This is a genomic window from Amycolatopsis sp. BJA-103, from assembly GCF_002849735.1.
Taxonomy (GTDB): domain Bacteria; phylum Actinomycetota; class Actinomycetes; order Mycobacteriales; family Pseudonocardiaceae; genus Amycolatopsis.
Genome location: NZ_CP017780.1, coordinates 2,451,338 through 2,477,843, shown reverse-complemented (window position 1 = coordinate 2,477,843; position 26,506 = coordinate 2,451,338). Strand labels below are relative to the sequence as shown.

Sequence of the window (26,506 nt, the reverse complement as noted above, 5' to 3'; positions counted from 1 at the left end):
GGTCATCGCAAGGGGGCGGACCACTCGATCCGGGTGCCGCCCTCTTCCCGCGTCTCCGCCCGGAACGTCCCGCCCGCTTTTTCCGCGCGGTCACGCAGGTTTCGCAGCCCGCCGAAGCCGCCGGTCGCGTCACCGATCCCCGCACCGTCGTCGGTGACGACGATCCGCAGGACGTCGTCCTTCACGGCGACGCTCACCGAAACACCGCTCGCCCGGGTGTGCCGCACGACGTTGCCGACCGTCTCCCGCACCACCGCCTCGGCGTGTTCCGCGAACAGGAAGGGAATCGAGTCGAGCGGTCCGGACAGACTCACCGTCGGATGGATCGCGGTGTCGTCGGTGAGTTCGGCGATCGAGTCGTAGAGGCGGTGCCGCAGCCGCACTCCTTGCTGGCCCGCCTCGCCGCCGTGGAGATCGAAGATGGCCGTGCGGATCTCGTGCACGATCTCGTGCATCTGGTCGATACTGTCGCCGATCCGCCGCTGCAGTTCCGGTGACCGCGCTCGGCGGTGCGTGCTCTGCATGGCGAGGCCGACCGCGAACAGCCGCTGGATCACGTGGTCGTGCAGATCCCTCGCGATCCGGTCCCGGTCGGCGAGCACGTCGATCTCCCTGGCCGTGCGCTGTTGCGCGGCGAGCTGAAGCGCGAGCGCGGCCTGGTCGGCGAACGAGGCCACCACCGGCAGCTGGGCGAGCTCGAACGGGACCGAACCCGGATTCCGCACCGCCATCAGCACCCCGGACGTGCGTTCCCGCGCCCGGAGCGGCACCACGAGCGTCGGGCCGAGGCGGTATTCCCCGTCGTCGCCCAGCACCAGTTCCGGCACACTGCGCGGTGTCCGATCGCGGTAGACCGCTCCCGGCAACGAATCCGCGACGCTGATCCGCGTCCCCGTCAGTTCCGCCGACCGTGCGCCGGAGCAGACGGCGATGGTCAGTCGGTCGGCCTCTTCCTCGCCGGCCCGGCCGACGTCGAGCCTGCCGGGGCCGGGCAGTGCCAGCAACGTGAGGTCGGAGCCGGTCAGTTCCAGTGCCCGGCTCGCGATCAGGTTGAGGGCGTCGACGGGATCGGTGCCGCCCAGCAGTTCCGTGGTCACCTCGCTGGTGGCGGCCTGCCACTGCTGCCGGATCCGGGCCTGCTCGTAGAGGTGGGCGTTCTCGATCGCGATCCCGGCCGCGGCGGCGAGCGCTTGGACGACCACCTCGTCGTCGTCGGTGAAACTCTCCCCGCGTTTTTCGGTGAGATAGAGATTCCCGAACACCTCGTCGCGTACCCGGATCGGCACGCCGAGGAAGGAGCGCATCGGCGGATGGCACGGCGGGAACCCGACGGACGCCGGATGCCGCGAGATGTCGGCCAGCCGCACCGGTTTCGCCTCGTCGATGACGAAACCCAGCAGACCGTGGCCTTTCGGCAGATGCCCGATCTGTTGTTTCGTCTCGCCGTCGATACCGAGATAGACGAATTCAGCGAGCGAACCGTCGTCCGCGATCACTCCGAGAGCACCATAAGTGGCCTCGCCGAGGTCGATCGCCGCCTGGACGATCCGGCGCAGTGTCGCGTCCAGTTCGAGCCCCGACGCGACGGCGAGCACCGCCTCGAGCAGGCCGTCCATCTTGTCGCGCGTGCCGATGAGCTGTTCGATGCGGTCCTGGAGATCCCGCAGCACCTCACGAACCCGCAGCTGGGAAAGCGCGCCGGAGATCCGGTCGTCACTTCCGCCGAGCCGGTCATGAGCCGACATCCTGCTGCGCCTCCGAAGATCGGGACGACTCCCGGCCGTGGTGACTTTCTCCTCTTTCGTCCCCGTACCGCGGACGGGGACCGTCTCATCGAGACAACCGTATTGCCCATGGAGCGACAGCGGGGGAAACCATGACCTTACAAGTCACCAAGGTCGGGCGTTTGAACTCCGATCAGGTGAATTCCGTGCTCCGGTCGGCGATGCTGGCCCCGTCGACGCACAACACCCAGCCATGGCTTTTCCGGTGCACCCGGACCGGGATCGAACTCCACGCCGATCCGCGCCGTATCCTCCCGGTCACGGATCCGGACGGCCGTGAACTCGTCCTCTCGTGCGGTGCCGCGCTGTTCACCCTCCGGACGGCGATCCACGCACTGGGCTTCCATCCGGCGACGACCCTCCTGCCGAGCCGCGCCGATCCCGATCTGCTGGCCGTTGTCCGCCCGCTCGCCGAACGCACGCCCGATCCCGAGGCAGCACGGCTCGCCGACGCGATCCCCCGCCGCCGGACCAACCGGAGGCCGTTCCGGTCCGGCGCCGTCCCGCGGTCCATGCTCGCCACGCTCCGCCACGCCACCGAACTCGAACACGCGTGGATGCCGAGCCTCGACGCCGAACAGTGCCGTGTCCTGCTCGACCTCACCGCCCGCGCCCACCGCGATCAGCTCGCCGATCCCGCTTTCCACGCCGAACTCGGCCGCTGGACCGGACTGGGCGCGAGCACTCGCGACGGGGTGCCCGCCTACGCGACCGAGGGCGCCCCCGCCGACGAAAGCTGGCTCCTCGAGGAATTCGGCGCCACGCACACCGGCACGCGGCCGGATCCGCTGGTGGTGGTGATCGGATCGCTGACCGACGAACGACTCGACCGGCTGCAGGCGGGGCAGGCACTGCAACGGGTGCTGCTCACCGCGACCGGCGCGGGAGTCGACGCGTCGTTCATCTCGCCGCCGATCCTGGTCCGCGCGGCACGCGCCGAACTCCGGCGTCTTCTCGGCTGCGGGGTGTGGCCGCAGGTGCTGCTGCGGGTCGGCTACGGATCTCCGCTGCCGTGGACGCCGCGACGCCCGCTGGAGGACGTCCTGCTCGAAACGCTGGTTTCCGCCTGAGCCCGCGGCCGGTCAGGGGCGCCGCAGTTCCGTGGCCAGCACGGCCGCCTGGGTGCGCCGCTGCATCCCGAGTTTCGTCAGCAGCCGGGACACGTAGTTCTTGACGGTCTTCTCGGCGAGGAACATCCGTTCGGCGATCTGCCGGTTGGTCAGTCCCTCGCCGATCAGTTCCAGCAGCGTGCGCTCCTGCTCGGAAAGCCCGGCGAGCGGGCCCTTCTTCGCGGCGTCGTCGCGGAACTTCGCCATCAGCGTCGCGGCGGCGCGCGCGTCCAGCAGCGACCGGCCGAGACCGACCTCCTTGACCGCGGCCACCAGGTCCATTCCCCGGATGTCCTTGATGACGTAGCCGCTGGCGCCCGCCATGATCGCGTCCAGCATCGCCTGCTCGTCGGTGTAGGACGTGAGCATCAGGCACTTCAGTTCGGGCATCTTGGACCGCAGTTCCCGCGCGAGCTCGACACCGTTGCCGTCCGGCAGCCGCACGTCGAGCACCGCGACGTCCGGCCGCAGCGCCGGAATCCTCGCCAGCGCTTGGGAAAAGGTGGCCGCCTGACCGACGACGCACAGGCCCGTGTCCTCCTCGAGCATGTCCGCGACCCCTCGACGGACCACCTCGTGGTCGTCGACCAGAAACACCCGGAGCATTCCGACCTCCACGGTTTCCCCTCCTGGTCTCTGAGCGTACGGCGCACGACCGGTCACTGCGACAGGCCAAAGGGCCTTGTTCGGCACCCGTTCGAGTGCCTGCCGCCGACCGGACCAGGTCCATTTGCATCATTCGAGTCAGGACGTTCTGTTCTTCCCGGACCAGTCGGCCGCTGCGACGATCAGCCCATGTCCGAGACCACGCTTTCGCCGGCCCCTCCGTCCGGCTCTTCCGACCCGGCAGACGAGCTCGTGGCCATGCGCGACAGCGTCCGGTTCTACCGGGCCCGCGCCGAACAGCTCCAGTACGCGTTGGACCACCGGCTGCCCATCGAACAGGCGAAGGGAATTCTCGCCGAGCGATACCAAATCGACATCGACGCGGCGTTCGAGTTGCTGCGCTCGTTCTGCCGCAACAACAACATGAAGATCCACGACGTCGCCAGGACGCTCGTCGAACAGCCGAGCGAAGGCGACAGACGAGTACCTTGCTGAGCCACGCCAAGCTCGGAGGAGGGCCCGCGACCACCACCGGCTCCGCAGACACCGCGGGCACGGACTGGGTCATGAACCGAACGCCGCCCCCCAGACTTCGGGTGCTCGTCGCGGACGACAACCCGGTCATCGGCGATGCCCTGCGCGCCCTCCTGGAAACCGAGCCGGACATCGAGGTGGTCGCCGTCGCGCTGGACGCGGCCGAGGCGGTCGCGCTCGCGGAACTGCTGGTCCCGGAGGTCGCCGTCCTGGACGTCCGGATCCCCGGCGGGGGCGGCGCGTGGATGGCGAAGGAGATGCGGCGACGGGTGCCCCGCACGCGGTTGATGGCGTTCTCCGCGCACAGCGACACCCGGTCCATCGCCCAGATGGCGTCCGCGGGCGTCACCGAGTACCTCGTCAAGGGCAGCCCCAACACCGAGATCGTCGCGGCCATCCGCCGGGTCTGCGCGAACAGCGCCAACGGCACGGAGTAGCGCGGTCGTCAGTCCGCCAGCCAGCGTTCCATGCAGGCCAGCAGCTCCGCCGCGTTCACCGGTTTGGTGACGTAGTCGCTCGCCCCGGCGGCGAGACTCTTCTCGCGGTCCCCTTCCATCGCTTTCGCGGTCACCGTGATGATCGGCAGGCCGGCGAACCTCGGCATCTCGCGGATCGCCGCCGTCGTCGCGTGGCCGTCCATCTCCGGCATCATCACGTCCATCAGGATCAGGTCGATGCCGTCGTCGGACAGCAGTTCTTCGATGCCCTTGCGGCCGTTGGGCGCGTGCACGACCGACAGCCCGTGCAGTTCGAGCATCCCCGAGATCGCGAACACGTTGCGGGCGTCGTCGTCGACGAGGAGGACCTTGCGCCCTTGCAGCCGAGGCGGTCCGGCGGGCGGATCGGCGGGCATTTCGGTGACCTGCGCCGTCTCCGACGGGGTCACCTCGGGTTGCTGCATCAGCGGCAGGATGCCCTCGAGTTCGCTGGCCGAAATGTGCAGCATGATGCGTTCCCGCAGCATGTCCAGCGAGGGCAGCAGTTCGACGGGATGCACCCGCGCGTGCCCTTGCAGCAACCGGTGCTGCGCGGCGCTGAGCTTGCGGGTCGCGTGCGCCAGCACCGGGACCTCCACGGGACGCGGTCCGTCCGCGAGACGTTTGAGAAAGGTCAACGCGCCCGTTCCGGGGATGCTGGTGTCGAGTACGACGCAGCGGTAGTTGTCGCGTTTCAGTTCTTCGAACGCTTCCGCCGGATTGGCCACCGCGCGGACCTGGACCGAGCCGTGGTTGTCCGCGACATCGGCCGCGACCCCGCGGGCGAGCAGGGTCAGCAGGCTGTTCTGGTCACTCTCCACGACCAGGACCCGCCGCGCCGACCCAGCGTTGTCCACAGTGGACTCACCGGGGCTCGCGGGCACGGTGAACCTGGCTACCGGCAGGTAGAGGGTGAACGTGCTGCCCGTGCCCAGCACGCTGTCCGCCCGGATTTCGCCGCCGAGCAGGTACGCGACCTCACGGCTGATCGACAGGCCGAGCCCGGTGCCGCCGTACTTGCGGCTGGTGGTGCCGTCGGCCTGCTGGAAGGCGCCGAAGATCGAATCGAGGTTCTCTTCGGCGATCCCGATCCCGGTGTCGATCACGCTGAACGCCACCAGGGACTCGTGCCCGGCCGCGGAAGGCGAAACGATGGTGTCGACCAGTTTGACCCGCAGCTCGACGCTGCCGTCTTCGGTGAACTTGACCGCGTTCGACAGCAGGTTGCGCAGCACCTGCCGTAGCCGCTGCTCGTCGGTGAACAGCAGTTCCGGCACGTTGGGTTCCACCGTGACCTGGAAGTCGAGCCCCTTCTCCGCGGTCAGCGGGCGGAAGGTCGTGCCGACGTGGTCGAGCAGCTGCCGCAGCGGGAACGGCTCGTGGTGGATGTCCATCTTGCCCGCCTCGACCTTCGAAAGGTCGAGGATGTCGTTGATCAGCTGCAGCAGGTCGGTGCCCGCGGACTGGATCACCTTCGCGAACTCGACCTGTTTGGGCGTCAGGTTCTGGGTCGAGTTCTGCGACAGGACCCCGGCGAGGATCAGCAGGCTGGTCAACGGGGTCCGGAGTTCGTGCGACATGTTGGCCAGGAACTCGGACTTGTACTTCGACGCCAGCGCGAGCTGCTGCGCGCGTTCCTCGATCTCCTGGCGCGCCTGCTCGATTTCGAAGTTCTTGACCTCGATGTCGCGGTTCTGCCGCGCCAGCAGTTCGGCCTTCTCCTCCAGTTCCGCGTTGGATCGCTGGAGTTTCGCTTGCTGCGCTTGGAGTTCCTCCGAACGTGCCTGCAGTTCCTCGGCGAGCCGCTGGGATTCCTCCAGCAGGGAGTCGGTCCGTGCGTTGGCGATGATCGTGTTGACGTTGACGCCGATGGTCTCCATCAGCTGTTCGAGAAAGTCCTTGCGGACGGCGGTGAACTCACCGAACGACGCCAGTTCGATGACGCCGAGCACCTGGTCCTCGAAGACGATCGGCAGCACGATCAGGGTGACCGGCGGCGCGGAGCCGAGACTCGACGAGATCTTCACGAAACCCGGCGGTGTCCGGTCGACCACGATCGGTTTCTTGGTCTGCGCGGCCTGCCCGATCAGCGACTCCCCCATCGCGAAACCCGAGGGACTGTCCGGATCCTCGCTGTGCCCGTAGCTGGTGATCAGCCGCAGTCGCGTGCCGCTCTCGCCGGACTCGGTGAGGAACAACGTCCCGTGCTGCGCGCCGACCAGCGGGGTCAGCTCGTTCATGATGAGCGTGGCGACCACCCGCAGGTCACGGTGGCCCTGCATCAGGCCCGAGATCCGCGCCAGATTGGTGTTGAGCCAGTCCTGCTCCTCGTTCGCCCGCGTCGTCTCACGCAGTGATTGGACCATCGCGTTGATGTTGTCCTTCAGTTCCGCGACCTCGCCCTGCGCTTCGACGGAGATCGACCGGGTGAGGTCGCCGGTGGCCACCGCGCTGGTGACCTCGGCGATCGCCCGGACCTGGCGCGTGAGGTTCCCGGCGAGTTCGTTGACGTTCTCCGTCAGCCGTTTCCAGGTACCCGAAACGCCTTCCACTTCGGCCTGGCCGCCGAGCCGTCCCTCGCTGCCGACTTCGCGTGCCACGCGGGTGACCTCCGCGGCGAACGCGGAAAGCTGGTCGACCATCGTGTTGATGGTGGTCTTGAGCTCCAGGATCTCGCCCCGCGCGTCGACGTCGATCTTGCGGGACAGGTCGCCCTGCGCGACCGCGGTGGTCACCTGGGCGATGTTGCGGACCTGCCCGGTGAGGTTGTTCGCCATCGAGTTGACGTTGTCGGTGAGGTCCTTCCAGGTGCCGGCGACGTTCGGCACGCGGGCCTGCCCACCGAGGATGCCCTCGGTGCCCACCTCGCGCGCGACCCGGGTGACCTCGTCCGCGAACGCCGACAGCGTGTCGACCATCGTGTTGATCGTCTGCGCGAGCGCCGCGACCTCCCCCTTGGCCTCGACGGTGATCTTCTGCGACAGATCCCCTCGGGCGACCGCGGTCGCGACCTGCGCGATGGAGCGGACCTGGTCGGTCAGGTTGTCGGCCATGACATTGACCGACTCGGTCAGCCCCTTCCACGTCCCCGACACCCCCTTGACGTCCGCCTGACCACCCAGCCGCCCCTCGGTACCCACCTCGCGCGCCACCCGCGTGACCTCGTCCGCGAACGACGACAGCTGACCGACCATCGTGTTGATCGTGTCCTTGAGCTCCAGGATCTCGCCGCGCGCGTCGACGCGGATCTTCTGCGACAGGTCACCCTTCGCGACCGCGGTCGTGACCTCGGCGATCGAGCGGACCTGATCGGTCAGGTTGTCGGCCATGACGTTCACCGACTCGGTCAGCCCCTTCCACGTCCCCGACACCCCCTTGACGTCCGCCTGACCACCCAGCCGCCCCTCGGTACCCACCTCGCGCGCCACCCGCGTGACCTCGTCCGCGAACGACGACAGCTGATCCACCATCGTGTTGATCGTGTTCTTCAACTCCAGGATCTCGCCCCGCGCGTCCACGGTGATCTTCTGCGACAAGTCGCCCTTCGCCACCGCAGTGGCCACCTGGGCGATCGACCGCACCTGCGCGGTGAGGTTGCCCGCCATGAAGTTCACCGACGTCGTCAGATCCCGCCACGTCCCCGCCACCCCGGGAACCTGGGCCTGCCCGCCGAGCGCGCCTTCGGTGCCGACCTCGCGTGCCACCCGCGTGACCTCGTCCGCGAACGACGAAAGCTGATCCACCATCGTGTTGATCGTGTTCTTCAACTCCAGGATCTCGCCCCGCGCGTCGACCGTGATCTTCTGCGACAGATCGCCCTTCGCGACCGCCGTGGTGACCTCGGCGATGGAGCGGACCTGGTCGGTGAGGTTGCCCGCCATGAAGTTCACCGACGTCGTCAGATCCCGCCACGTCCCCGCCACCCCGGGAACTTCGGCCTGCCCGCCCAGGCGTCCCTCGCTGCCGACCTCACGCGCCACCCGCGTGACCTCGTCCGCGAACGACGAAAGCTGATCCACCATCGTGTTGATCGTGTTCTTCAACTCCAGCATCTCGCCCTTGACGTCGACGGTGATCTTCTGCGAGAGATCACCCTTCGCCACCGCTGTCGCGACCTCGGCGATGTCACGGACCTGGCCGGTGAGATTGCCCGCCATCGCGTTCACCGAATCGGTGAGGTCCTTCCAGGTCCCCGAAACCGAGGGCACCGCCGCCTGGCCGCCGAGCTTGCCGTCGGTCCCCACCTCGCGGGCGACCCGGGTGACCTCGGAGGTGAACAACGCCAGCTGATCGACCATCCCGTTGAAGACGACGGCCATTTCGTCCATCAGGACGTCGTCCTCTTGGGGCAGCCGTGTACTGAAATCGCCGTCACGAACGGCTTTCAACCCCTCCAGCAACCGTTGCAGGCCTTCGTCGTTGAGCGCCCCGCCCACACGGACCGCGTCTCTCGACGCTCGCTTGTTCCCCGGTTCCGGCATGGAGGTGCCTCCTTCTTTCGGGTTCCCCAGGTCCAGGGGGATACCGTCAGCTCCGCACGGGCCCGGGAAGGGCCAGCGGAATCCAGCAGGCCACGGACGTACCTTCACCCGGCCTGCTGGAAACCCGGAACCATCCTTGCGCCGCTTCCGCGCGTTCACGCATCGATGCCATACCGATGTGCTCGCCCGACATCGCTTCGTGAGAACTCTCGCCGCCCCGCTTCATCCCGTCACCGTTGTCGGCGACCTTCGCCAGCAGGCCGCCGTCCTTCCCCGTCAGTGACACCACGACCGTGGTGGCGTTCGCGTGCTTCCGCACGTTCACCAGCGCCTCCTGAAGAATCCGGAAGACGGTGACGACGAGGTCGGGCGGCGGTTTTCCGGTGAAGTCGTGGCGCAGCGTGCAGTCCAGCCCCCAGCCGGCGACGACCTCGTCGAGGTAGTCGCGGACGGAGGCGACCAGGTCCTCGTCGTTCAGCGCGGGCGGCCGCAATTGGGCGACCAGGATCCGCAGCCGCCGGATCGCCCCTTGAATCGCGTCGTCGAGTTGCATCAAAGCGGAATCCCGCCGTTGCGCGGCGAGCATCTGCAGCCGCATGCTCACCGCGATCATCGACTGAATGGAATCGTCGTGAACATCCCACGCGATACGACGCCGTTCGGTTTCCTGTGCCCGTACCAAATGCGCGAACGCCTGCCTCCGGCCCGTCCTTTCTTCCTGTGATTTGAGGCGTTCGGTGAGGTCGCGGGTGACTTTGCCGAAACCGACGAGGTCGCCCTGGCCGTCCCTCAACGCGGTCAGCACGGTGTTGGCCCAGAACCGTTCACCACCGCGGCGAACACGCCAGCCCTCGTCTTCATGGCTGCCCACCTCGGCGGCGATCAGCAGCTCCGCGGTGGGTTTTCCGTCGGCGATGTCGTCCTCGGTGTAGAAAACGGAGTAGTGGCTGCCGAGGATCTCCTCCTCGGAATACCCCTTGATCCGTTCCGCTCCCTGGTTCCAGCTGATCACCCGGCCGTCGACGTCCAGCATGTAAATGGCGTAGTCGACGACGCTGTGCACGAACAACTCGAAGAGCACAGCACTGCGATGATCGGGCGCCGGTCCCGATGGCAGCTTGGCCATAGTGCAGCTTGGCACTCGGATACGCCCCGCCGCTACGGCCGTTCGAGGAGGCCATTCTTTCGCGCGTGCGCCACGGCTTCGAGTTTCGAATGGGTTCCGGTCTTCACCAGGATGCGTTGCACGTGATTCCGCACGGTATTGCGCGCGAGCCGCAACTCTTCGGCGATCCGGTCGGTTCCCGCCCCTTCGGCGATCAGGCCGAGCACCTGCCGCTCCCGCAGCGTCAGCACCGGGCCGAGCCTGCCGGAACTCCCGGCCAGCATGGCCAGGGCACCGCCGAGCAGTTCGGGGTCGATGATCACGTCCCCCGCCGCGACGGTGCGGATCGCCGTGACCAGCTCATCGAGGAGACCCGATTTCAGCAGCAGCCCGGCTCCGCCGACCTCGAGGATCCTGGCTGCGATGGCGCTGTTCGCGTCGCCGGTCAGCACGAGCACCCTGATCAACGGCGAAATCGCGCGGAACCTCGTGATCGCCTCGATCCCGTCGCCGTCCGGCAGCCGCCGGTCGAGCAGGACGATGTCGGGCAGGTGCTCCTCCGCCGCGATCATGCCGTGCGCGAGGGACTCCACCGAGGCCACCAGGTGAATCTCCGGGAATTCCTCGAAGGCCGCGCCGAGTGCTTCGGCCACCATCTTGTGGTCCTCGACGAGCAGCACCCTGATCGGGGCCGCGGCCGGGGGCATGGGCTGCGGGGAGGTCGGGTTAACCATGCACCTTCTCCGTCGATCGTGGTGTCGCCGGGACCCATTGTCCGGCAGATTCACGGAAGTCAATCCTGCTCGCGGCCGCATTCACCCTCGTGCCGGTCCGCCGATCAGGGCGACCGGGCAGCGCGCCCGGCTCAGCAGCGCCTGCGCTGTGCTCCCGAGCCCGCCGCCGGACGATCCGATCACGATCAGCCCCGCGTGCGGAACGGCCCGGATGAGCGCGCGGGCCACGTTGCGGTCACGGACGACCGCGAGCCGGAGGCCGACGCCGGGGTACTTGTCGCGCCAGGCCGCCATCCTGTCCTCCAGCGCGCGTTCCTCCGCCGCTTCGACACTCGCCAGGTCTGCGCCCGCCTCGAGAACGCCATCGTGCCAGGCGTGGACGACGACCAGATCGGTGTTCCGCGCCGAAGCGCTGTCGAGCGCGAAAGCGAGGGCGTGTTCACTGTCACCGGACGGATCGACTCCGACGACCACTTCGCCCCGGCGGGGAGCGGTCAGCCCGCGGACGACCACCACCGGGCATCCCGCGTGCCCGGCCACCTCCGCGGCGACCGTGCCGATCGGCGTCCCGCGCAACGCGCCGAAACCGTGTGTTCCCAGTACCAGCAGCGACGCCGACCGCGACGCCGCGACCAGTTCGCCCGTGATCTCGCCGAGTTTCACCTCGTGTTCGGTGGGCACCGCCGGTTCGGCTTCTTTCGCGACACTCGCGGCGGTGAGGTTGTCCGCCACGCCGCGATCCCGGCGACCGCTGTCGATGTGGAGGAGCTTCAGCACGCTGTCCCGTCTCGCCGCCTCCCCCGCGGCCCAGCGCACCGCCGCCCGCGACGACTGCGAGGAGTCCACGCCGACGACCACGGCGGCGCGCCACTGGATCCCGGCCATCACCGGCCTCCCGTCTCGCCGCCGGCACCGGCGGACGTCCGCCGACAGCCTGCCCTCCGGCGTGACGCCGGCACAGGGCATGAAGTCCTTTTCCCAGAGGGGAAGACGGGAACCGCCGGACATCGTCCCACCGTCTCCGGCGAGTCCGGCCTTTCGACGCCAACCCGTGACACGCCGTACCCGATCGGCGACTTAGTGGGGTCTTTGTGCCCTCGATGCCACTACCTTCGGCGGTGACCGGAGCGGCCCGCGATGCCGCATCGTCGAAGGTGACGAACCGCCGGATCGGCGCAGGGGAAGGGTGACCGGGACGTGACAACGAGGATCTGCGAAACCCGACACCGTCCCGGCACGCACGCCGGTGCCCTCCGGGCACTGGTCTCCGCCGAACTCGAGAGGCTGCCGCGGCTCGCGGCGAAACCCGAGAAGCGGGCTCCCCTGCTCGACGACGTCCTGACCGCCTTCCGGCAGCTCGACGACGCCGCTCCGGCCACGCGGCCGCGGCGCCGGTACCACTTCCCGCGCTGGAGCCCGCGGGACCGGCGTGTCCAGCGGTTGCGCGGCTGGCTCAGCGGCGCAACCGGCTGAGACCCGGGCGGGCGCCCGTCAGACCGGGTGCCATCGGCCGATGTCGGCCTCCATCGGCACGATCCGGGTCAGCGACGAGCGGATCCTCAGTTCCGTCGCCCGGTCACGGCCGCGGGTCCCACGGGGCACGTAGGGGTAGAAGGCGCCACGCTCCCGGCGGTAGACCATCGTCAGCCTCGGATGACGCATGTCCCGCAGCTCGGCGAAGTCGACCGTCGTGTGCAGCAGCCAGGACACGAAACCGGCCTGTGCGAGCCTGTCGTTGACGTCTACGAGGTCGTCGAGGAGCCAGCCGAGATCGCCGTTGTCCCGCCAGCAGCGCACGATCGTCCGCCCGTGCGCGTCGTGGGTGACCACGTTGCGGCGGACGGAGTCACCGGCGAGACCGGCGATGATCTCCGCCTCCGTGCCGTCGCCCGGACGCTCGCCGGCGACGAAGCAGACCGTCCCCGATCCCGTCGGCGCGAGCCCGTAACCGGTCCGCAGCGTCAAGGCCGCCGACCTCAAGTCCAGCAACGGAAGCAGGCTCGGCCGTACCGAGCGGCTCCTCCCCAGAAGGCTTCCCAGTAGTGCCATGACTTCACGCATCCTCTCATCTGCGTGAAGCCTTTCCGATCGCGTTCTCGCGCCCTAGGGCCGCACGGTCGCGCGTTCACCAGGACAAGTCCCCTGTTCAGGTGACCAACGGCCCTACCGGCACCTGCCGCCCGATTTTTCGGCGGTCGTCACCGGTTTCGCGGCCGAAGGAGTTTTTCGCTGTCCACCGTGCCCTTCACGACCCCGTGCGCGACCTCCGACAGCTTCCGGTTCGAGCTGCGGGCGAAGGAACGCAACCGCTGAAACGCCGTGCTGACACTGATCCCGGCACGCTCGGCGAGCACACCTTTCGCCTGCTCGATGATGACCCGGCTGTCGAGCGCCCTCTGCAACTGCCCGGAAAGCGTCCGATAGTGACTCACTTCCCGTTGCTGGCGAAGGCACAGGGTCGCGACATCGGCCAGCGCCTGCCCCAGCCGGCGGTCTTCCGCGCTCAAGACCTCGGTTTCGGCACTCAGGAGGGTGACCGCACCGATGGTTTCCTCCATCATGCGCATCGGAAGAGCGGAAACTGCGGCATAACCCAATCCCACCATCCTCGCGACATAGGTGGGCCAGCGCGAAATCTCGGCGGACAAATCCTTCACGGCGACGTCGCTGCCGGTTTCGAACGACTCGAGGGCGGGGCCTTCCTCCACCACCGCGGGATATCGCGCCAGTTTCAGCCCCGGCAGGAAGACTTCCATCGAATCGATCGGCAGCAGCCGCACACATTCGCTGGACAACGTGTCCACGACCCGATCCGGTCCGAGATCTTCCGCCACACTCGCCGTCAGGCTCGCGAATGCCGCGCAGACCGCGGACTCCCTGTCCACCCCTGCGACGATGCCCTCGCGCCAGATATTCACTGTAGCGATTCTGGCCCCGCACCACGGCACCCGGCAACGACCAGATGGAGGATCCTGCACGAGGTCGTCACGGGCCGAGGCGACCGGATGATCTCGACGAGATAACAATCGTGGCGGTTCTCAGTGCCGCCGCAGGGAAAACGGCGGGACGGTGTTCGCCCGCAGTGCTCCTTCGTCCATAGTGGACTCTCCGATTCCCGCCTTGCCGATCTTCTCCGCGACGAAAGCGCCGGGATCGCCGAGGACGTCGGCCCTGCCGCTCAAAAACGCCCACTCGTGCTCGTCCGAACCGTAGTAGAGAACGGTCCCGAACGACTCGGTGAACCGGCGCCACGACGTGATCAGCGTCTGGTTGCGCCACAGCGTCGGACAACCCCCTTGGCAGCCGACCACACCGCCCTCGGTGAGCAAGGCCGCACAACGGTTCAGGAAATCGGTGCCGTACAAGCGGTTGTGCTGCGCCGCCGGATCGTCGTTCTCGTCCGGCAGGTCGATCACGACCACGTCGTAGGTGTCCCCGCGTTCCCGTGCTTCGGCGAGGAACTCCCAGCCGTCACGGTAGTGGACGCGGATCTTCCCTTCCCCGCGTTCGGCACGGGCCAGCTCCTCGAGCGTGTAGCCGTAGGGAAGGTGCTCGGCGCAGACCCGGACCGCTTCGGCGTCGATGTCGACGTGGTCGACCACCCCGGCCCCCGCGGCGACCGCGAGCTGGGAGGCGACTCCTTCGCTGGAACCGATGATCAGCACCCGCTCGACGCGATCCGCGAGCAGCAACGACGGGATCATCAGCGCTTCGTGGTACACGAGCTGGCTCAGCTCGGTGCTCTGCCGTTCGTCGTCGCAGAACAGGGAGATCCCCTGCGCGGTCCGTCCGATGAGGACGTTCTGGAACGCGGTGCGGCCCTCGAACAGAACCTCTTCGACGTCCCAGTTCCGGGTGAGCCCCGCGCCCATCGGCTCGACGATCACTCGTTGCGCCATCAGCCTTCTCCTCGTTCCACAGTGGACATCCGGACGGTACCGGCGCCCAGCATCTTCGCCAGCAGTGCCACGGCCCGCTCCGGATCCGCCCGGTCCCCGCAGGTGAACACGTCCACGAACACCGAACCGATCTCCGGATAGGTGTGCACGGACGCGTGCGACTCGGCCAGCAGCGCGAGCACGGTGACCCCTTGCGGGGCGAAGGCATGCGACACGACCTCGCAGACCGTCGCCCCCGCCTCGGTGACCGCGTCGGCGAGGGTCTTCTTCAGGAGCTCGGCGTCGTCGAGCAGCGACGGCTCGATCCCCTCGAACTCCGCGAGGACATGGCGGCCGGCGAACCGGCCGACGAGTGGTTCTTCAGCCGGCATCGGCGAACCTCCCCACACAATAGGTGCGCAACGGCTCGATTCCGTTGAAGGCGACGGACGAATAGCTGGCGGTGTAGGCCCCGGTGCCCGGGATGTCCAGCCGGTCGCCCGCCTTCAACGACTTCGGCAGCGCGCACGGCGTCCGCTGGTAAAGCACATCGTCACCATCGCAGGTCGGCCCGGCGAGGACCACCGGCCCTTCCGGACCTTTAACGCCGACGGCCTCCAGCCGATACGCGACGGCTTCGTTCTCGCACTCCGCCATTCCGTTGTACCTGCCGACGTCGAGGTAGACCCAGCGGCGTTCGTCGGCGGCGGCGCGCGTGGTCACCAGGACCACTTCGGTCCTGATGAGCCCCGCGTCGGCGACGATCACACGGCCGGGCTCGAGCATCAGTTCCGGGCCGGGCAGGTTTTCCCGGAGGGCGGCGTGGATCACCGCCGCGTAGTCGGGCAGGGACGGTACGGGTTCCCGGTGCTCGGTGGCGAACCCGCCGCCGATGTTGAGCCGCTCCAGGCCGACACCGGCGTCGGCGGCGACCTTGGCCGCTGTCGCGATCCCGATCTCCCACGCGGCCGGATCCGGTTGCTGCGAGCCGACGTGGAACGCGATTCCCGGCCGCAGGCCCGCTTCCACCACCCGGCGGAGCAGCGTGGCGGCCACCGCGGGCTCACAGCCGAACTTGTGCCCGAACGGCGTGACCGAGTCCGGCCCGCCGGTCAGCAGCCGGACCGAGACCAGCGAACCGGGCGCGTGCTCGGCCAGGTTCTCCAGATCACCGGCGGAATCCGTGGTGAACTCACGGACTCCGCGCGCATACGCGAACGCGATGTCCGCCGGTTTCTTGATCGTGTTGCCGTAGGCCAGTTCCGCCGCTCGCGCGCCACGGGACAGGCACAGCCCGATTTCCGCCGTCCCCGCCACGTCGAACCCCGCCCCCGCCGACAGCACCGCGTCGAGCACTTCGGGAGCGGGATTGGCCTTGACCGCGTACCGGATCAGCGCGTCCGGGAACGCTCCGGAGATCGCGACCGCACGCTCCGCGACCAGGTCGGTGTCCACGACCAGGCACGGTGTCGGCGGTTCACGATCCGCCAGGAAGGCGCGGATGCGGTTCAGGCTTTCGGTCACACGCCCCAGGGTGTCAAAGGCCGATCACCGGGGCGGAACCCGGGGTCACGCCCGGGCGTCGTCCGTGGCCTGCGAAGGCAGTTCCACCCCGTGTTCGGCAGCCAGGCGCTCCAGGTTGGCCAGATCGGCGCCGACGGCCGAGGCACGGTCCTCGTCCGAGTCCCGCCTGGCGATCCGGACGTCCTCCCTGGCCTGCCGTACCCGGTCCCGCAGATTCACCGCGAACTCGCTCATCGTGCACCCCCGATCTCCCGCACCTTGTCTGCTTTCACCCTAGGACCCTCCGAATCGGTCACCGACGTGATCTGTGTCATCACGGGTTCGTTCGTGTCGGAGTGAAGCAGTATGACGGCAAGGCCCGGGTTTCGCAGATCAACGACGCGCGACTTTTTCAACGGGCTCCGGAACGGCGGCCCGGCGGCCGAGCACCGCGAGCGGGACGAGGGCGCACAGGCCGCCCACGACGGCGACCAGAACGTACCCACCCAGGCCGAACAGCTGCCCGGCGAGAAGGCTCGCCACCGCGGAGGTCCCCCAGACGAAGGCGTCGACCGTGCCCTGCGCCCTCGCCCGCTGAGCGGGCGGGAGGTCACGGCTGAGCATGCCGCTGCCCCCGACGAACACCAGGTTCCAGCCGTAGCCCAGCAGGAACATCGCGACCGGGATTCCCACGTGATGCGAATCGGGGGCGCCGATCGCGGTGACCGCCGCGACGGCGAGCGTGCCGATCCCGCCGAAGATGGCCGCGCGGCCACCCCAGCGGTCGGTGATCCAGCCGGACAGCGGCGCCAGCGCGAACATCCCGATCAGATGCGCGCTCAGCACCCACCCGACGACGTCGAGTCCCTGGCCGTGCTGGTGCAACTGGACCGGGGTCATCGTCATCACCGCCACCATGGCCACCTGGGCACCGACCATCGCCACGAGCGGCCCGAGGATCACCGGGTTCCGCACGGACATCCGTTCCCGCCTCGGCACTCCCTCCACCGGGGCGGCGAGACCGCGCGGCAGGGCGGCCACGGCGGCCACCGCGATGGCCACGACGACCGCACCCGCCACGATCGGACCGGACAGGGCGGGCAGTTCGGCGGCCTCCGCCCGCGCCGCGGCCGGCGCGATCAGCGCGGGCCCGGCGACCGCGCCGACGGTCCCCGCCCAGACCATTGTGGACAGTGCGAAACCCTTGCGGTGCTCGGGAGACAGGTCGGCGGCCGTGTACCGCGAGAACTGCGCACCGCTGTTGCCGAAGCCGATCAAGGGCATCCCCGCCACCAGCGCGAGCACGGACCCGCCGAGCACCCCCGCGAACGAGATCAGCGCGCCCGCCACGGCGGCGCCGTACATCAGCACCAGGACGAACCGCCTGCCGTAGCGGGCGGCCAGCGCTCCCGACGACAGCGAACCCGCCGCGGAACCGAGTACCAGCACGGCGTTCGGCAGCCCGCTCCACGCGGCGCCGGCGTGTTCCACCACGATCAACGCCGCCGTGGTCGACAGGCCGACGACCGCGGTACTGAGACAGGCGACGCCCACGAAGAGCGCGATCATCGGTTTCATGATTCAAATCTAGGGATTCCGGAGGCCCCGGCGAATAGGCTGACGAAGGCTTCGCGGGGGTGCGAGGCACATCATGAAAGGAATCCGGGCGCGATGACCTTACGATCGGAAAGGGCGCTGGACGACCTCGACTGGCGGCTCATCGAAACGCTCCAGAGCGACGGGCGGCTCTCGTTCAAGGAACTGGGCCGCCGCGTCAACCTCTCCGCGCCCGCGGTCGCCGAACGGGTCCGGCGGCTGGAGGAGGCCGGCGTCATCACCGGGTACCGCGCCCAGGTCGACGCGCGGCGCGCCGGGTACGACCTGCAGGCCTTCGTCGAGATGCGCTGCTCGCTCGGCAGTTGCCTGCTGCGCACCAGCAAGTCTGAGGACTACCCCGAGGTGGTCGAACTGCACCGGCTCAGCGGTGACCGCTGCACCATGCTGAAGGTGCGGGCGGTATCGCTCGAACATCTCGAAGGCCTCTTCGAGCGGCTGGGCAAACACGGCGAGATCAGATCGTCGGTGGTGTTGTCGACGCAGTACGAGGGCAGGCCGGTCGGTCCGCCGGTCGAGGACTTTCTCAAGGCGACCAGGAGCGAGGGCTGGAGCGTCTGACCACCGGTCAGGAATCGAGAAGCGAGCGCCTGCGTACTCACCTAGCGTGATCACCGAGCGTTCGAAGAGGACGAACGGCTCGAAACTGGTTAGATCGAGCCCGGTGAGGCTGACGGACCGTACACGCGGCCCACATGAGGATGGAGACACGATGAGCAAGACCACCAGGCCGCAGCCGCCCGAGGAGCACCCCGCCGACAGCCACGACCTCATCCGCGTGCTGGGCGCCCGCGAGAACAACCTCAAGGACGTCGCGGTCGAGCTGCCGAAACGGCGCCTGACGGTGTTCACCGGTGTCTCCGGCTCGGGTAAGAGCTCCCTGGTCTTCGACACGATCGCGGCCGAGTCGCAGCGGATGATCAACGAGACCTACAGCACCTTCGTGCAGGGCTTCATGCCGACGCTGGCCAGGCCGGACGTCGACGTGCTCGACGGCCTCACCACCGCGATCATCGTCGACCAGCAGCGGATGGGTTCCGACCCGCGCTCGACGGTCGGCACCGCCACCGACGCCAGCGCGATGCTGCGCATCCTCTTCAGCCGGATCGGGAAGCCGCACATCGGCTCGCCGCAGGCCTTCTCCTTCAACGTCGCCTCGATCTCCGGCGCGGGCGCCGTCACCGTCGAGAAGGGCGGGCGGACCACGAAGAAACGCCGCGAATTCAGCATCACCGGCGGGATGTGCGCGCGCTGCGAAGGCCGGGGCAAGGTCAACGACATCGACCTCACCGCGCTGTACGACGACACCAAATCCCTCAACGAGAACGCGCTGACGATCCCCGGCTTCTCCATGGACGGCTGGTACGGCCGCATCCTCCGCGGCTGCGGTTTCTTCGACCCCGACAAGCCGATCAAGAAGTACACCAAGAGGCAGCTGGACGACCTGCTCTACAAGGAGCCGGTCAAGCTCAAGATCGAGGGCATTAACCTGACCTACTCGGGGCTGATCCCCACCATCCAGAAGTCGTTCCTGTCCAAGGACCGGGAAGCGATGCAGCCGCACATCCGCACCTTCGTGGACCGGGCGGTCACCTTCACCGTCTGCCCCGAATGCGACGGCACCCGGCTCAGCGAGCTCGCACGGTCTTCGAAGATCAAGCGGATCAACATCGCCGACGCGTGCGCGATGCAGATCAGCGACCTCGCCGACTGGGTCCGCGGGCTCAAGGAGCCGTCGGTGGCGCCGCTGCTGGAGAAGCTGCAGCACACGCTCGACTCCTTCGTGGACATCGGCCTCGGCTACCTGTCCCTCGACCGGCCGTCCGGCACGCTTTCGGGCGGTGAGGCACAGCGCACGAAGATGATCCGGCACCTCGGCTCCTCGCTCACCGACGTCACCTACGTCTTCGACGAGCCCACCATCGGCCTGCACCCGCACGACATCCAGCGGATGAACAACCTGCTGCAGCAGCTGCGCGACAAGGGCAACACGGTGCTGGTCGTCGAGCACAAGCCGGAGACCATCGCCATCGCCGACCACGTCGTCGACCTGGGCCCCGGCGCGGGCACGGCGGGCGGGACGATCTGCTTCGAGGGCACCGTCGAAGGCTTGCGCGCCAGCGACACCAGCACCGGCAGGCACCTCGACGACCGGGCTTCGCTCAAGGACGGCGTCCGCAAGCCCACCGGCAAACTGGAGATCCGCGGCGCGGACCGCCACAACCTCCGGAAGGTGAACGTCGACGTCCCGCTCGGCGTCCTCTGCGTCGTCACCGGTGTCGCGGGCTCCGGCAAGAGTTCCCTGATCCACGGCTCGATCCCCGCCGCCGAGGGCGTGGTTTCGGTCGACCAGACCCCCATCCGCGGTTCGCGGCGGAGCAACCCGGCCACCTACACCGGCCTGCTCGAACCGATCCGCAAGGCCTTCGCCAAGGCCAACGGCGTGAAGCCCGCGCTGTTCAGCGCCAACTCCGAGGGCGCCTGCCCGAACTGCAACGGCGCGGGTGTCATCTACACCGACCTCGGCATGATGGCGGGGACCGCGACCACCTGTGAGGAGTGCGAGGGCAGGCGCTTCCAGGCGTCGGTGCTGGAGTACACCTTCGGCGGCAAGAACATCAGCGAGGCGCTCGCGATGCCGGTGTCCGAAGCCGAGAAGTTCTTCGGCGAGGGCGAGGGGCGCATCCCGGCCGCGCACGCCATCCTCGGCAGGCTCAAGGACGTCGGGCTCGGCTACCTCAGCCTCGGCCAGCCGCTCACCACGCTCTCCGGCGGTGAACGGCAGCGGCTGAAGCTCGCGACGCACATGGGCGACAAGGGCGGCGTCTACGTCCTCGACGAGCCCACCACCGGTCTGCACCTGGCCGACGTCGAGAACCTGCTCGGCCTGCTGGACCGGCTCGTCGACGCGGGCAAGTCCGTGATCGTGATCGAGCACCACCAGGCGGTCATGGCGCACGCCGACTGGATCATCGACCTCGGCCCCGGCGCCGGCCACGACGGCGGCAAGATCGTCTTCGAGGGCACGCCTTCGGACCTCGTCGCGGCCGCTTCGACGCTCACCGGGGAACACCTGAAGGCCTACATCGGCAAGTGACCGACGCCCTCCTCCCCCGCGTTTAGTGGCATAGCGCGTGACATGAAAGTCCCGTTACTTGCAAATTTTGCAAGTAACGGGACTTTCATGTCACGCGTGTGGGAGGGGGCAGGGAGGCGCAGCCGTCAGCCGCGAAACATCTCCGCAATTGGTCCTCTGGTTGCGAACCGGCGCTAGCCGTCGGTGTCGAGGCCGTCGCGGTCGGCCCACTCGAGCAGGGTGTCCAGGGAGTACGCCGTGTCGTCGATGCCCGCGTGCAGGTCGCCGAGTTCGGCGAAGCGCGCGGGCACGGTGGCGATGGTGCACTCGCGCGGCTCGACGTCGTCGATCTCGTCCCAGGTGATCGGGGTCGAAACGACGGCTTCGGGCACGCCGCGGACCGAGTAGGCACTCGCGATCGTGTGATCCCGGGCGTTCTGGTTGTAGTCGACGAACAGCTTCGCGGGATCGCGGTCCTTGCGCCACCAGGTGGTGGTGACCTCGTCGGGCATCCGGCGCTCGACCTCGCGCGCGAAGGCGAGCGCCGCCCGGCGGACCTCCTGGAAGCCCCAGCGGGGTTCGATCCGGACGTAGACGTGCAGGCCGGCGCCGCCGGACGTCTTCGGCCAGCCGACGATGCCGAGTTCGTCCAGGATCTCGTGGACGGTGTGGGCGACCTTTCGCACGGTGGAGAACGGGCAGTCGGGCATCGGGTCGAGATCGATCCGCCACTCGTCGGGGCGTTCGGTGTCGGCGCGGCGGGAGTTCCAGGGGTGGAACTCGACGGTCGACATCTGCACCGCCCAGATCACGTCGGCGGGATGCGTGACGCACAGTTCGTGGGCGTGCCTGCCGGAGGGGAAGTCGACGCGGACGGTCTGCAGCCAGTCCGGGGCACCGTTCGGAACGCGCTTCTGGTGGACCTTCTCCCCCGAGACGCCGGACGGGAACCGGTGCAGCATGCACGGCCGCTCCCGCAGTGCCCGCACGATCCCGTCGCCGACCGCGAGGTAGTACCGGACGAGGTCCAGCTTGGTCTCACCCCGCGCCGGGAAGTAGACGCGATCCGGGTTCGAGACGCGCACGGTCCGGTCGCCGACCTCGATCTCCACCGCCGAGCTTTTCGCCATGCAGGCAAACTAACCCGAACCTGCCAGGATGGCGGCATGGCGCAACGGACCCGCGCGGAGGCACTGTCCCGCGAACGCATCGTCGAGGCGGCCATCGCGCTGCTCGACGCGGACGGCGAAAGCGGGCTGACCTTCAAGACGCTGACCGAGCGCCTCTCCACCGGCGCCGGGGCGATCTACTGGCATGTGCCGAACAAGGGCGAGCTGCTCAACGCCGCCACCACGTCGGTCATCGCGGGTGCGCTGGCCACGGAGCCCGCGGGCTCGCCCCAGGACGAGATCCGCGCCATCGCGCTCGGCCTGTTCGACGCGATCGTCCGGCACCCGTGGCTTTCCCCGCAGCTCGCCGTCCAGTTTTCCCGCAGCCCTTGGGGGTCGGTGACGCCGCGAATCTTCGAAACCCTCGGACAACGGGTCAGCGCTTTGGGCGTACCCGAAGCCACCTGGTTCACGGCGACCTCGGCGCTGATGCACTACATCTTCGGCGCCGCCGGGCAGAACGCCGCGAACGCCCGCGTCCTGGTGGAAGTGGACCGGGCCGAATTCCTCCACGCCGCGGCGAGCGCGTGGGAGAACCTCGATTCCGACCGGTTCCCGTTCATGAAGTCCATCGCCGATCAGGTGCGCGAGCACGACGACCGCGAGCAGTTCCTCACCGGGATCGACCTCATCCTCACCGGCATCACCGCCGGGGCTTGAGCGTCAGCCCTTCCGCCGCCTGGCCTTGTGGATCGTCGCGACCATGACGGCGAAGACCGTGCCGAGGAAGGTCAGGTCCACCGCGGGCACCCAGCGGACGTCGCCGCCCTTGAGCACGTAGGCGCCGACAGGGCGCGCGGCCAGCATGAAACCGCCGCCCTCGCCCTCTTTGCCCTGTTCGGTGCCGTGCCCGCCGCCTCCGCCGCCGATGATGCTCGCCGCCGGGATCACCACGACGCCGTCCTTCTCGACCGGCTCGCCGTAGACACGCCGGACGGTCAGGTTGTCACGCATGGTGCCGACGACCTTCTCGAGTCCCATTCAGGCCCCCACCCTGTCCAGTTCCAGTGTGATCGCGCCACGCAGGAGCTCCCGCGCCCTGTCCAGGTCCATCGAACCAGAAAGCCACCGCTCGCTGAGTCCTTCGACCAGGCTGGTGAGCCGTTCGGCGGCGTTCTCGGCCTCGGCCCCGGCGTCGTGGACGCGCCGGATCACCTCGGCGACCTCGGCCACCCAGACCCGAGTCGACTCCGCCAGCGGTTCGCGCAGCTCGGGGGTGAAGACCGCGCTGGCGCGTAGTTCGCCCCAGGCGGTGCTGTTCTCCCGCACCGCCTGCGTGTCCTGGAGTTCCCCGAACAGCATGAGTTCCAGCTCGGTACGGGAATCGGCGGCCCCGGCCGCGGCCTCCTCCGTGTACCCCGCGGCGCGGTCGCTGACGAACTCCAGGGTCTTCCGGAGCAGCCCCGCACGATTGGTGAAGTGGTAGTAGATCAACGACGTCGAGATCCCGGCCTCGGCCGCGATCTTCTCGACCCGCAGGCCCCGCACACCGCTGCGCGCGATCACCCGCACGGCCGCTTCCAAGATCTTCTGCTGACGTTCGAACACGGGGGTTCACCCTAGCGGTTTAGTCCTGACTGAATTTTCAGTCAGGATGCTATCGTGTCGTCACCGGTTCAGCCAAGGAGTGCACAGTGTTCGATTCGTCCCTGCCCCGCCGCACGGTCCTGCGTGCCCTGACAGCGATCGGCGCCGTCTCGGTCGGGAGCTCGGCGTGCTCGTCGAGCCCCTCGGCGCCCGCGCCCGCTCCGACGACCGGGTCTCCGGAGCCCGCCGCCGCGGCCGCCCGCAAACTGGGTGCCGAATGGGAAAGCCACGCGCGCACCTTCATGTCCTGGCCCGCGTCGAAGTCCATTTGGGCGGAAGACCTGCCCGCCGTCCGCGAGGAGATCGCCGGCCTGGCCAAGGCGATCGCCGGCTACGAACCGGTGGCGCTCCTCGCCCGGCCCGAGCACGCGGACGCCGCCCAGCAGGCGTGCGGCGACACGGTCGAGGTCGTCCCGATCCCGGTCGACGACCTGTGGGCGCGCGACACCGTCCCCGTGTTCGTGGAAGAGGCGGGCAAGGTCGCGGGCGTCGACTTCAACTTCAACGGCTGGGGCGACAAGCAGAAGCCACACGACAAGGACAACGCCGTCGCGCGGTCGGTGCTGGGCAAGTACGGACTGGCCCGCACCGAAACCTGGATCACCGCGGAAGGCGGTTCGTTCGAGACCGACGGCGCCGGGACGCTGATGGTCACCGAAAGCTCACTGGTCAACGACAACCGCAACAAGGGCAAGAGCCGCCAGGAGATCGAAGACGAGCTGAAGAAGGTGCTCGGCGTCCGGAAGGTCATCTGGTTCGCGGGCGTCCGCGGCGAGGACATCACCGACGCCCACGTCGACTGCCTGGCCCGGTTCACCGCGCCCGGTGTCGTGCTGCTCGACAAGGCCGCGCCCGGCACCCCGCCGGACTCGTGGTCCCGCGCGGCCGATCAGGCGAGGTCGGTGCTGGCGGGCGCCACCGACGCCGACGGCAAACCCTTCAAGGTGATCGACCTCGTCCAGCCGGATCCGGACAAGGTCGAAGGCTACGGCGAGGACAGCGTGATCTCGTACGCCAACTTCTACGTCGCGAACAAGTCCGTCTTCGTGCCGAAGTTCGGCGACGCCGCGGCGGACGAGCGTGCACAGGAGATCCTGCGCGAGCAGTTCCCCGGCCGCGAGATCGTGCCGGTGAAGATCTCGACCATCGCCTCGGGCGGCGGCGGGATCCACTGCTCGACGCACGACCAGCCGGGTCAGCCTTCCTGAGGCAGCACCGACATCACTTCGGACACCGGGCGCAAATGCTGCTCCAGCAACCGTGACGCCTCTTTCACGTCATGGTCGTTCAGGGCGGCGACCAGTTCCCGGTGTTCGGAGTTGATCACCATCAGCCGTTCCGGGCGGGCCTCCAGCGCACGGACCGTGACCCGTTGCTGGCGTGAACGGAGCGTGTCGTACAACTCGGTCAGGACGGTGTTGCCCGCGGCGTTCACGATGGCGCGATGGAACCGGCGGTCGAATCCCGAAACGGCGAACCAGTCGCGTTCGGCACCCGAGCGCACCATCCCTTCGATGAGTTCCGGCAGTTCGGCGGGAGCACCGGCCCGGTTCGCGCAGAGCGTCGCGATGGCGTGACCTTCGATCAGCCGCCTGCTCTGGTAGACCTCTTCCAGTTCCCGGGAAGTGACCGTGCGCACCTGGGCGCCCTTGCGCGGCAAGAGGCTGATGAACCTTTCGGCGGCCAGGCGGTGGAACGCTTCGCGAACCGGCGTCCTGGACACGCCGACGACGCCGGAAACCCACATTTCGTCGAGAAAGCGGCCGCCTTCGAGCTCGCCCGAGATGATTCCGTCGCGCAGCCACGTGTAGACCCGCTCGCGCGCCGGGCCGCCTCCTTCGGCGGTCACAGTCATCTCGTTCCCCCTCTATGCCGTTACTTTCCGCGACTGAGCCTACACCTGGACCAGCCAAGTATCCATCATGTATACAAGACTTCCACCTATCGGAAGGGGTCCCATGGTGCACGTCGCGGTGGCGCAGTTCGCGCCCGGCAACGACAAGGAAGCCAACCTCGCCCGCGTCGCCTCCCTCGTCGGCGAAGCGGCCGACCGCGGTGCGCGGGTGGTCGTGCTGCCCGAGTACTCGCTGTTCACCGTACCGACGATGAGCCGGGAATTCGTGACCTCGGCCGAAGAACTCGACGGCCCGTTCGTCACCGAACTGCGTGGTCTCGCGAAGGACCGGCAGATCACCGTCGTCGCGGGCGTCAACGAAGCGCTCCCCGGCGGCGAGCGGATCTCGAACACGCTGGTCGCGGCCGGTCCCGACGGGGCGATCGCCGCGCTCTACCGCAAGCTGCACCTCTACGACGCCTTCGGTTTCCGCGAATCGGAACTGGTCCGGCCCGGCGATATCGAAGCGCCGGAGACGTTCGAGGTCGACGGGATCGTCTTCGGTCTCCAGACCTGCTACGACCTGCGATTCCCGGAAGTCACCCGCCGTCTGGTCGACGCGGGCGCGGACGCGGTCCTGCTGCCCGCCGAGTGGATGCCCGGCCCGCTCAAGGAGGACCACTGGACCACGCTGGTCCGGGCGCGGGCGATCGAGAACACGATCTACCTCGTCGCGGCGGGGCAGGCGGCACCGACCGGATCGGGGCACAGCATGATCGTCGATCCGATGGGCGTCGTCGTCGCCTCGCTCGGCGAGCGGACGGGAACCGCGACCGGCGAGGTCTCCGCCGAGCGGATCTCCGAGGTGCGCGCCAAGAACCCGGCCCTGCACCTGCGCCGATTCGCCGTCACCCCGAAGTCCTGAGTATCTTCTGACCCGGAGGTCCGTTCGTGAAGACACGCCCTCGGCGTGGTGACGCGGCTTCCGTTCGCCTGGGTGCCGGGTGGCCGCCCGG

26 protein-coding genes are annotated in these 26,506 nt (G+C 68.4%); 9 read left to right on the top strand and 17 right to left on the bottom strand.

Translation table 11 applies throughout. From position 1 onward, the window contains the following. Positions 1 to 2 precede the first annotated feature (2 nt). A complete protein-coding gene (locus BKN51_RS10325) occupies positions 3 to 1,745 on the bottom strand; it encodes a GAF domain-containing sensor histidine kinase (RefSeq protein ID WP_101607427.1) in 1,743 nt (580 codons plus the stop codon). A 131-nt stretch (positions 1,746 to 1,876) separates the two neighbouring features. Between BKN51_RS10325 and BKN51_RS10320 the strand changes: the two genes are divergently transcribed. Further along, the gene (locus BKN51_RS10320; protein ID WP_101607426.1) at positions 1,877 to 2,854 is read left to right on the top strand and encodes an Acg family FMN-binding oxidoreductase; all 978 of its coding nucleotides are present in this window, start codon (positions 1,877 to 1,879) and stop codon (positions 2,852 to 2,854) included. 12 nt (positions 2,855 to 2,866) lie between these two features. Here the strand turns inward: BKN51_RS10320 and BKN51_RS10315 are convergent, their stop codons facing one another. Beyond that, on the bottom strand, positions 2,867 to 3,499 hold the full coding sequence (locus BKN51_RS10315; RefSeq protein WP_168214306.1) for a response regulator: 633 nt from the start codon (positions 3,497 to 3,499) through the stop codon (positions 2,867 to 2,869). A gap of 189 nt (positions 3,500 to 3,688) precedes the next feature. Between BKN51_RS10315 and BKN51_RS10310 the strand changes: the two genes are divergently transcribed. Continuing rightward, positions 3,689 to 3,994, top strand: a complete 306-nt coding sequence (locus tag BKN51_RS10310; protein ID WP_101607424.1) for an ANTAR domain-containing protein — start codon at positions 3,689 to 3,691, stop codon at positions 3,992 to 3,994. A 71-nt stretch (positions 3,995 to 4,065) separates the two neighbouring features. Next, positions 4,066 to 4,470 (top strand): response regulator, encoded by a 405-nt coding sequence (locus BKN51_RS10305; protein ID WP_233224155.1) that lies wholly within the window; start codon positions 4,066 to 4,068, stop codon positions 4,468 to 4,470. A gap of 8 nt (positions 4,471 to 4,478) precedes the next feature. On the opposite strand, the gene BKN51_RS10300 is transcribed toward BKN51_RS10305, so the two are convergent. The 4 genes from BKN51_RS10300 to BKN51_RS10285 form a co-directional block, all read right to left on the bottom strand. Beyond that, positions 4,479 to 8,990 (bottom strand): HAMP domain-containing protein, encoded by a 4,512-nt coding sequence (locus tag BKN51_RS10300; protein ID WP_101607423.1) that lies wholly within the window; start codon positions 8,988 to 8,990, stop codon positions 4,479 to 4,481. Between the two features lie 46 nt (positions 8,991 to 9,036). Then, positions 9,037 to 10,116, bottom strand: coding sequence for a PAS domain-containing sensor histidine kinase (locus tag BKN51_RS10295; RefSeq protein ID WP_233224154.1), 1,080 nt, complete (start codon positions 10,114 to 10,116; stop codon positions 9,037 to 9,039). 32 nt (positions 10,117 to 10,148) lie between these two features. Further along, complete coding sequence (locus BKN51_RS10290; RefSeq protein WP_101607421.1) at positions 10,149 to 10,829, bottom strand: response regulator; 681 nt, start codon at positions 10,827 to 10,829, stop codon at positions 10,149 to 10,151. A gap of 81 nt (positions 10,830 to 10,910) precedes the next feature. After that, positions 10,911 to 11,837, bottom strand: coding sequence for a universal stress protein (locus BKN51_RS10285; RefSeq protein WP_233224153.1), 927 nt, complete (start codon positions 11,835 to 11,837; stop codon positions 10,911 to 10,913). A 189-nt stretch (positions 11,838 to 12,026) separates the two neighbouring features. Between BKN51_RS10285 and BKN51_RS10280 the strand changes: the two genes are divergently transcribed. After that, on the top strand, positions 12,027 to 12,302 hold the full coding sequence (locus tag BKN51_RS10280) for a hypothetical protein (protein WP_101607420.1): 276 nt from the start codon (positions 12,027 to 12,029) through the stop codon (positions 12,300 to 12,302). Between the two features lie 18 nt (positions 12,303 to 12,320). Here the strand turns inward: BKN51_RS10280 and pspAB are convergent, their stop codons facing one another. The 7 genes from pspAB to BKN51_RS10245 all read right to left on the bottom strand — a co-directional run bounded on the left by pspAB (position 12,321) and on the right by BKN51_RS10245 (position 17,788). Next, the gene (pspAB, locus tag BKN51_RS10275; RefSeq protein ID WP_101607419.1) at positions 12,321 to 12,878 is read right to left on the bottom strand and encodes a PspA-associated protein PspAB; all 558 of its coding nucleotides are present in this window, start codon (positions 12,876 to 12,878) and stop codon (positions 12,321 to 12,323) included. 149 nt (positions 12,879 to 13,027) lie between these two features. Next, the gene (locus tag BKN51_RS10270; protein ID WP_233224151.1) at positions 13,028 to 13,747 is read right to left on the bottom strand and encodes a GAF and ANTAR domain-containing protein; all 720 of its coding nucleotides are present in this window, start codon (positions 13,745 to 13,747) and stop codon (positions 13,028 to 13,030) included. Positions 13,748 to 13,867: 120 nt separating this feature from the next. After that, the gene (locus tag BKN51_RS10265; RefSeq protein ID WP_101607418.1) at positions 13,868 to 14,728 is read right to left on the bottom strand and encodes a spermidine synthase; all 861 of its coding nucleotides are present in this window, start codon (positions 14,726 to 14,728) and stop codon (positions 13,868 to 13,870) included. Continuing rightward, entirely contained in the window at positions 14,728 to 15,099 is a 372-nt protein-coding gene (gene speD / locus BKN51_RS10260; protein ID WP_101607417.1) for an adenosylmethionine decarboxylase, read from the bottom strand. The genes BKN51_RS10265 and speD overlap by 1 nt, the downstream gene beginning before the upstream one ends. Beyond that, on the bottom strand, positions 15,089 to 16,231 hold the full coding sequence (locus BKN51_RS10255) for a type III PLP-dependent enzyme (protein ID WP_101607416.1): 1,143 nt from the start codon (positions 16,229 to 16,231) through the stop codon (positions 15,089 to 15,091). Before BKN51_RS10255 ends, speD begins: the two co-directional genes overlap by 11 nt. 45 nt (positions 16,232 to 16,276) lie before the next feature. Next, positions 16,277 to 16,465 carry a hypothetical protein gene (locus tag BKN51_RS10250; protein ID WP_101607415.1) on the bottom strand — a complete coding sequence of 63 codons (189 nt, stop codon included), beginning with the start codon at positions 16,463 to 16,465 and terminating at the stop codon, positions 16,277 to 16,279. A gap of 138 nt (positions 16,466 to 16,603) precedes the next feature. Beyond that, positions 16,604 to 17,788 (bottom strand): MFS transporter, encoded by a 1,185-nt coding sequence (locus BKN51_RS10245; protein ID WP_101607414.1) that lies wholly within the window; start codon positions 17,786 to 17,788, stop codon positions 16,604 to 16,606. A gap of 93 nt (positions 17,789 to 17,881) precedes the next feature. On the opposite strand from BKN51_RS10245, the gene BKN51_RS10240 reads away from it, so the two are divergent. Beyond that, entirely contained in the window at positions 17,882 to 18,385 is a 504-nt protein-coding gene (locus tag BKN51_RS10240) for an Lrp/AsnC family transcriptional regulator (RefSeq protein WP_101607413.1), read from the top strand. A gap of 151 nt (positions 18,386 to 18,536) precedes the next feature. Continuing rightward, a complete protein-coding gene (locus BKN51_RS10235; RefSeq protein ID WP_101607412.1) occupies positions 18,537 to 20,921 on the top strand; it encodes an ATP-binding cassette domain-containing protein in 2,385 nt (794 codons plus the stop codon). Positions 20,922 to 21,094: 173 nt separating this feature from the next. Here the strand turns inward: BKN51_RS10235 and ligD are convergent, their stop codons facing one another. After that, the gene (gene ligD / locus BKN51_RS10230; RefSeq protein ID WP_174720406.1) at positions 21,095 to 22,030 is read right to left on the bottom strand and encodes a non-homologous end-joining DNA ligase; all 936 of its coding nucleotides are present in this window, start codon (positions 22,028 to 22,030) and stop codon (positions 21,095 to 21,097) included. 36 nt (positions 22,031 to 22,066) lie between these two features. Between ligD and BKN51_RS10225 the strand changes: the two genes are divergently transcribed. Beyond that, positions 22,067 to 22,729, top strand: a complete 663-nt coding sequence (locus BKN51_RS10225) for a TetR/AcrR family transcriptional regulator (RefSeq protein ID WP_101607410.1) — start codon at positions 22,067 to 22,069, stop codon at positions 22,727 to 22,729. A 3-nt stretch (positions 22,730 to 22,732) separates the two neighbouring features. Here BKN51_RS10225 and BKN51_RS10220 read toward each other — a convergent pair whose 3' ends face one another. Continuing rightward, a complete protein-coding gene (locus BKN51_RS10220; RefSeq protein ID WP_101607409.1) occupies positions 22,733 to 23,050 on the bottom strand; it encodes a sporulation protein in 318 nt (105 codons plus the stop codon). Beyond that, positions 23,051 to 23,617: a TetR/AcrR family transcriptional regulator gene (locus BKN51_RS10215; protein WP_101607408.1), complete on the bottom strand. Its 567-nt coding sequence runs from the start codon at positions 23,615 to 23,617 to the stop codon at positions 23,051 to 23,053. Positions 23,618 to 23,703: 86 nt separating this feature from the next. On the opposite strand from BKN51_RS10215, the gene BKN51_RS10210 reads away from it, so the two are divergent. Beyond that, positions 23,704 to 24,864 carry an agmatine deiminase family protein gene (locus BKN51_RS10210; RefSeq protein WP_101607407.1) on the top strand — a complete coding sequence of 387 codons (1,161 nt, stop codon included), beginning with the start codon at positions 23,704 to 23,706 and terminating at the stop codon, positions 24,862 to 24,864. Here the strand turns inward: BKN51_RS10210 and BKN51_RS10205 are convergent. After that, the gene (locus BKN51_RS10205; protein ID WP_174720405.1) at positions 24,852 to 25,511 is read right to left on the bottom strand and encodes a GntR family transcriptional regulator; all 660 of its coding nucleotides are present in this window, start codon (positions 25,509 to 25,511) and stop codon (positions 24,852 to 24,854) included. The genes BKN51_RS10210 and BKN51_RS10205 overlap by 13 nt on opposite strands. 103 nt (positions 25,512 to 25,614) lie before the next feature. On the opposite strand from BKN51_RS10205, the gene BKN51_RS10200 reads away from it, so the two are divergent. Further along, positions 25,615 to 26,415 carry a carbon-nitrogen hydrolase family protein gene (locus BKN51_RS10200; protein ID WP_101607406.1) on the top strand — a complete coding sequence of 267 codons (801 nt, stop codon included), beginning with the start codon at positions 25,615 to 25,617 and terminating at the stop codon, positions 26,413 to 26,415. Positions 26,416 to 26,506: the final 91 nt, after the last annotated feature.